Genomic DNA, 6225 nt, shown 5'->3' with positions numbered 1-6225 from the left:
GTGGTGAGCGGTCAAACCCCGCAGCCGCCCGCCCGGGGGAGGCGGGGAGGGGGGGGGGGGTGGCGGGGGCGCCGGGCGGCCGGGCCGGGGCGGGGGGGCAGCGCCGCCGGGTCGGGGCCCTTGCGTTCTCGGCCGCGGGGGCGGCGCGGGCGCCGGGCGCCGGGCAACCCCAGGTCCTCCGCCGGAGCCGGCACGGCCTGCGCCGGCGCTGCTTTCCCCGCCGCCGGAGCTCTGACCCTTGCCCGAGCCGTCGGCCTGCCCACTCCCGCCCTGTTGGTTCCCGCCCCCGTCGGCGGCGGCGTTGTTCGCGCCGTCCTTCGCGGACTGCACCGCCTGGTCGCGAAGCTGGTCTCCGGCCTCCTTGGCGGCCATCGCCGCTGCGGCAGGTGGTGCGGCCTTGGCGGCCGCTCCCGCGGCGCCGCCTCCGGCGCCGCCCGGACTCTTCCCGGCCTGTGTCTGCAGATCGCTCTGCTTCTGCTTGCCCTGCTGGGCCGCGGCCTTGGCCCGCTGGCCGGCTTCGTCCTTGATGTGGGCCATGGCCTGGATCTCGTCACCGACGATCGGCAGCCACTTCGCGATCTGGAAAGGCATGAACAGAGCGATGAACAGCAGGGACACGAAGGTGAGGCAGGTGCCGATGGCCTGCGGCAGAGTCATGTCGTGGCTGGAGTCGACGAGAGCGTCGAGCAGGGCGCCCGCCAGGGCGAGGGCGATGTAGATGCCCAGCTTGCTGGCGATGATTCCGCCCATGACGCCTACCCACTTGCGGGTATGGCCCCACAGGTCTTTGTCCACCAGGCCGGAGAAGACAATCGGACCGAAGACCAGCCCGAGGAGGATGAGCGCGTCGCGTACGACAAGCATGACCCACAGGCCGAGGACCGCGAACAGAACCGCCAGGCCGATCGGGATGGCAATGACCGTTCCGAAGCCGGGCGCCATCATGGAAATGGCTGCGAAGGCAGCGAAGATCGCTAGGCCGCCGGAAAACACCTCTGTGATGTAGCTGCCGAGAATCGTTTCGGCCGCACTGTCGATGAAGTCGACGACGAGCATCACCGTGGCGGGCATGAACCCGGCCACGACCACTGACATCAAGAGGTAGCCGACATTCTCCATGGCGGCCTGAGCGGGGGACACACCGCGGACGACCCGTTTCACCACCGAGATGAGCCACTGGGTCACGGTGAAAACCGCTGCGAGGGCAAAGATCATGCCATAGAGACGAAGAAACCCGGGGTTACCCCAATCGATCTCTGTCACGGCGTGCCATCCTTATTCTTCCCGGCCTTCCCCTTCTCGGATTCGTTCGGATTCTTCCCGGTGAGTTCTTCACCGAAGGCCCCGAACATACTCTTGGTGCCCTGGCGCAGCTTCTGTTCCATGTATCCCAGCGGGTCGCTGGCGAAATCTACGGCTTCACTGACGCCCTCGACGAGCGAGCCGGTACCAGACTTCTCGTAAAGCCACTTCGCGCCTTCCTCGACCTTGCCGCAAATCGCTCTCCCCCCGGACAGGTTGCACGGATTGGGAAGCGCCTCAGCCCGCGGCGGGTTCGGACCTGCTACCACGAATACCGTCGCGAACACGACGGCCGCGAGAACCGGCGCCAGCCGCTTGAGCAGAGATTCAGCCTGCATAGCGCGGTGCCTCGAATTCCTGGTTGGCCAGTCGCATTTCGTCCGTGGACGAGGGGGACTGATCGGGTGCGACCAGCGGGGTAGGGCCGTCAGCCAGATCGATCGTCGCGATCTTCCAGTCGTCGTCCTGCCACTGCAGGATCAACGTGTACGTGGACCAGTTACCGGAGACAGGCATCCTCGACTTCTCCGCAGGGACCCCCACGACCTGGCTCATCCAGACCCTGACCGTTGCGGTGTCCTCGGAGTACGCCCGCACGCTGGTGCCCAGTGCCGCGGCGCGCATCACCATGTCGGGGGCCGCCTGCCCGCTCACGCCGAGGGCAGCCAGAAGGGCCTTGCAGGACTGGTCGTCCTGAGCCTGCTGACTGGCCAGAGCAGTCGACGTCATCACCGTCTTCAGCACCTGGGCACGCAGCGCCGGGTCGGTGAAGTACCCGGGAGAGGAGCGGGCCACCTGGTAGTTAACGGCGGCCGCCGCGGCTCCATCCCTGGAACGCGGGTAGCCCACCGGAACGCCGCCCTTGACGGCTCTGGCCCTGACGCCCGGCCCACTGCCACCAGCCCGGGACGTCGGCGTGGACTGCGCCGGAGCTCCGGCAGGGCTCGTGCCGGCTGGGCCTTGGCCGCGGCCGATCACACTCAGCACCACCCCGAGCACCAACACGACACCCAGGACGATCGAGCCGACCTTCAGCCGACGCCAGGGGGACACCGCTCCCGAGCCGGCGTTGTCCCGTGCCTTGGCTGTCAGGCTGTGAGTCCCGACCTGCTTCTCTTGCGCAGCCATCAGATCCCAAACCCGTAGACGATTCCGAAAAGGGTCGACATGGACGCGACCGCGAAGAGGCCGAGAAGGGAACTGGCCACCATGGTCTGGCCCTTCTTCGTCTCCATCGTGTTGTGCTGCTGATTTCCGACGCGAATATGAACAGCTCCGACGATGGCACTGCCAAGGAGGAAGAGAACAGCGCCAGCCATGACCACGCCAACGATGATCTTCGCCTTGGTTCCCAGCGCACCGAACACACCCCAATTAGGCGCGATCCCATCGGTTATCGAGCCGATGCCGCCCTCGGCTGCGAGCTGTACCACCTGCTGAATCCCCTGCACGATTTCCCTCCCGAACGCGAGAGCCTGCCCGGATCAGATTCGGATCCGAGCGGCCAGTCTCGACAGCGACAAATCAGCGCACGGTGCCGAATCGTCACCAGCAGAACAACGGGGGAGACGGCTAGAAGCCTCTCAGTTGACGCATTGACGCTTCCGTAATCCAATGCCATACAATTCGGCGCAAGTTGTTGATTCCCTGCTGCTCTCACTCGGCGCAGACGCTAGCCGTACAGAACACGGCCAGCTAGAAGCGCATTCGCAGCCCTGGGACGTCCGGCTCGACGGGCTCACCCCATGGCACGGGAATTGCGTGTCCCGTCCCTCGTGACGGGACACGCACCAACGACTGGGGATCGAGACATGAGCAAATCCATCGCCGTCACCGGAGGGGCGGTAGCGGCAGCATGCGCCGGAACCCTCTGCCTGCCGCTGATGCTGGGCGCTGGAGGAGCGAACGGCAGCCCAGCATGGGAGGACTCCTGCTCACCCGCCAGCCCGCCGATACAGACAACCAGCAACGAACAGCAGCCCGCAGCCGCTGCACCCGGGGCACCAATCACCGTGCCCCTCAACCCCCAAGGCAGACAGCAAAGCGTCAACTGGAGCGAGGAACAGCAGCGCAACGCCAGCGTGATTACCAACGTCGCCCGCAGCCGCGGGCTGCCACCCCGTGCCGCGGTGATCGCAGTGGCCACCGCCATCCAGGAGTCGATGCTCAAGAACCTCCACTACGGAGACCGCGACTCCCAGGGACTCTTCCAGCAAAGGCCGTCACAGGGATGGGGCACCATCGCTCAAGTCACCGACCCCATCTACGCCGCCAACTCGTTCTTCGAACGCCTGGCCAAGGTAGACAAGTGGCAGGTCAAACCACTCACCCAAGCCGCCCAGAACGTCCAACGATCCGGCTTCCCCGATGCCTACGCCAAGTGGGAGGAGACCGCTGGCAAACTCGTCGTCAAGAGCTGGGGCAAAAAGGCCGTCCTCACCACCACCTCAGGGTGCGACGCCGCGCAGAACGCCACCACCAGCCACGGCAAAGGATCATGGGCACTGCCCGTAGAGAACTCCCGCGTCACCACTGCGTACAAGGCCGGCGGCGGCATGTGGTCCTCCGGGAGCCACACCGGCATCGACTTCCCCGTCGCCACCGGCACCCGCGTCCAGGCCGTCGGCGTTGGCACCGTCGTCGAAGCCGGATGGGGCGGCGCCTACGGCAACAACGTCGTCCTCAAGATGAGCGACGGAAAGTACACCCAGTACGGCCACCTCTCGAAGATCACCGTCGGCAGAGGCCAGACCGTCAAACCCCGACAACAGATCGGCCTCTCGGGCGCCACCGGTAACGTCTCCGGCCCGCACCTGCACTTCGAGGCCCGCACCGGACCTGCCTATGGATCCGACATCGACCCCATCGCCTACCTCCGCAGCCACGGACTCCCCGCCTGACCTCGCCGAAGGAGAAGAGCCCCGCGCACGACGCCGACGGGACCAAACACCATGACATCCACACCCCGCTACCAAGTCCACATCTCCAGCGAAGGCCAGCTCTTCCTCGACAACGAACCCTGCATCGTCCCCACGGGAGTTGACCCGTCGCAGGTCGCCGTCCACATCCTCCACATCCAGGCCGCCGGCAGCGGCCAGCCGAGTCTCGTGCACGTCCGCGACGAACGCACGGCAAGCCGATTCGACATGCAGGTCATGCCCGACGGCACCACACAGCCAGCAGAATCCCCCAAGCCGCCACCACCAGCGACTGACCAGCCGACAGACAGCCTCCGCGAACGCCTCATCGCGGCCCAAGACGCCGCCCGCGCACACAACCTCACCACCGCCATACCCGAGGCCGACGACATCCTGCAGCAACTCTCCTCCCGTCACGGCGAGACAGCCCCCGCAACCCTCGAGGCAGCGCAGTTCCGCGCCGACCTTGCCTACCTGAACGAAGACTTCGCCTTCGCCACCGCTTCCTGGACCTGGCTCGCCCTCGCATGGTTCGACCGGCTCGGACCTGGCAAACGACGCACCCAGATTGCGGCACAGAACGCCGCGGAGGCATGGATGCGCCTGCCACTACACGAGGCCAGGCACCTGGCCTCGGACCTGGTCAACATGCTGGTGGAAGTGGCCGCACCCGAACGCACGGCAGGGATCCGGACCATGATCACCGAAAGATTGCGCCCCCCTGCCCAACAGAGCCCCCATGCTGCGCTCTGACCCCGGGCGGGCACAACAGGCGGCCGTTGTCACGGCGCACAAGGGGAAACCGATGGCTATGCGCGCCGGTGGCTGGGCACACTGGCCTGGTGATCACGTCGCAACCGCCTGCCGCTGCCCTCACCTGGGCGATAGCCCTGGGCCCGGATTTCGGCGCGGCGGAGAACCTGGCCGCCGGCGCGCTCGGGCTGGCGGCCGCGTACGCCGAGATCCTCCCCCACATGGACGGCCGGGGCCCGGACTGGGCCACCGGCGTCGCCGACGGTCTCGGCAACGGCCTGCGCTACCTCGCCGCCTCCTGGGACCACCCCGACTACCGGCTCTACTTCGCCCCGCAGACGCCGGCCACGCCCGCCGCCTGGGCGCCCGCTGCGGCGACGGAGGCCCGGTGAACATGGCGGCCGCCGCCCGGCTCCTGGCCCCAGGTCGCGCTCGACCCCGCGCCGGCCGACCGGCTCACCGCTCTTGCCGCCCACCGGAGGCAGGACCTGCACACCCTCCTTGCGACGGTCGCGGGCGACCTCGAGAACGACGAGCTCAAGGAAGCAGCCGCCGTCGCTTTCCGCGAGGCAGCGGAGCGCCCCCGGCTTCCGCGAGGCGTTCGCCGCCGACTTCGAGCCCGCAGACCACGACACCCGGGCGGCCTGAGGCGTGCAGCTGCTCATCGACCTCCGCTGGCTGCTGGAACAGCAGGAGGCTGTCCTGAAGGACGTCACGGTCCGGGACACCTCCGGGCTGGCCGCGGCTGTCGCCCGGCACCGCGTCAGCACCCCGAGCCTTGATGAAGACGACCCCGACGCGTATTGGCGCGCGGCCGCGCTCCTGGACACTCTCGTGCTCCTGCGCCCGCTCCCCCGGGAGTCCGAGTTCTTCGCGTACGCCGTGGCGGTCGCCTACCTCGCCGCTTCCGGCACGCCGGTGGACGCGCCGTACGAGGCCTGGCGGGGACTGATCACGGAGATCCGGCTGTTGAGGGTGACCGTGTACGACATCGCCGACCGGCTGCGCTCCTGGTCCGCTGGTGCTGCGTGACCTCGTGCGTCGCGCTCGGTGACACCTGGCGCGCGACGGTTCACGGGTGATGTGCCGCTACCTAGACTGAATCGCGGCAAGTTGAAGGCGCCGGTGGTCCCCCTCTACGTCTCAGATAGGGGGCCCCCCCCCCCGGTTTGCCGGAGTGAGGTAAGTGTTGGGGGCCACACCACCAGAAACACGCCCCCCCCGGGTGGACCAGCGCGCCCCCACCCAGAGA

At 67.7% G+C, this 6225-nt stretch carries 8 protein-coding genes; 4 read left to right on the top strand and 4 right to left on the bottom strand.

Going from position 1 to position 6225, the window contains the following annotated elements; all coding sequences use genetic code 11:
- The 4 genes from ABT160_RS46005 to ABT160_RS45990 all read right to left on the bottom strand — a co-directional run.
- On the bottom strand, window positions 1-1263 hold a 1263-nt coding region (locus ABT160_RS46005), incomplete at its 3' end, for a hypothetical protein (RefSeq protein WP_351656127.1).
- Window positions 1260-1640, bottom strand: coding sequence for a hypothetical protein (locus ABT160_RS46000; protein ID WP_351656124.1), 381 nt, complete (start codon window positions 1638-1640; stop codon window positions 1260-1262). The genes ABT160_RS46000 and ABT160_RS46005, both read right to left, overlap by 4 nt.
- Window positions 1630-2430, bottom strand: a complete 801-nt coding sequence (locus ABT160_RS45995) for a DUF8175 domain-containg protein (protein WP_351656122.1) — start codon at window positions 2428-2430, stop codon at window positions 1630-1632. The genes ABT160_RS46000 and ABT160_RS45995 overlap by 11 nt, the downstream gene beginning before the upstream one ends.
- Window positions 2430-2753 carry a DUF8827 family protein gene (locus tag ABT160_RS45990; RefSeq protein WP_351656119.1) on the bottom strand — a complete coding sequence of 108 codons (324 nt, stop codon included), beginning with the start codon at window positions 2751-2753 and terminating at the stop codon, window positions 2430-2432. The genes ABT160_RS45995 and ABT160_RS45990 overlap by 1 nt, the downstream gene beginning before the upstream one ends.
- 360 nt (window positions 2754-3113) lie before the next feature.
- Between ABT160_RS45990 and ABT160_RS45985 the strand changes: the two genes are divergently transcribed.
- The 4 genes from ABT160_RS45985 to ABT160_RS45970 all read left to right on the top strand — a co-directional run bounded on the left by ABT160_RS45985 (window position 3114) and on the right by ABT160_RS45970 (window position 6005).
- Window positions 3114-4202, top strand: a complete 1089-nt coding sequence (locus ABT160_RS45985) for a M23 family metallopeptidase (protein WP_351656117.1) — start codon at window positions 3114-3116, stop codon at window positions 4200-4202.
- 51 nt (window positions 4203-4253) lie between these two features.
- Window positions 4254-4973 (top strand): hypothetical protein, encoded by a 720-nt coding sequence (locus ABT160_RS45980; RefSeq protein ID WP_351656115.1) that lies wholly within the window; start codon window positions 4254-4256, stop codon window positions 4971-4973.
- 89 nt (window positions 4974-5062) lie between these two features.
- On the top strand, window positions 5063-5365 hold the full coding sequence (locus tag ABT160_RS45975) for a hypothetical protein (RefSeq protein WP_351656113.1): 303 nt from the start codon (window positions 5063-5065) through the stop codon (window positions 5363-5365).
- A 259-nt stretch (window positions 5366-5624) separates the two neighbouring features.
- On the top strand, window positions 5625-6005 hold the full coding sequence (locus tag ABT160_RS45970) for a toxin Doc (protein ID WP_351656111.1): 381 nt from the start codon (window positions 5625-5627) through the stop codon (window positions 6003-6005).
- The last annotated feature ends 220 nt before the right edge of the window (window positions 6006-6225 follow it).

The sequence above is a fragment of the Streptomyces sp. NPDC001941 genome (assembly GCF_040296945.1).
Taxonomy (GTDB): domain Bacteria; phylum Actinomycetota; class Actinomycetes; order Streptomycetales; family Streptomycetaceae; genus Streptomyces.
Note: the sequence above shows the minus strand (reverse complement) of the source record. Positions and strands in the feature narration are given on the sequence as shown.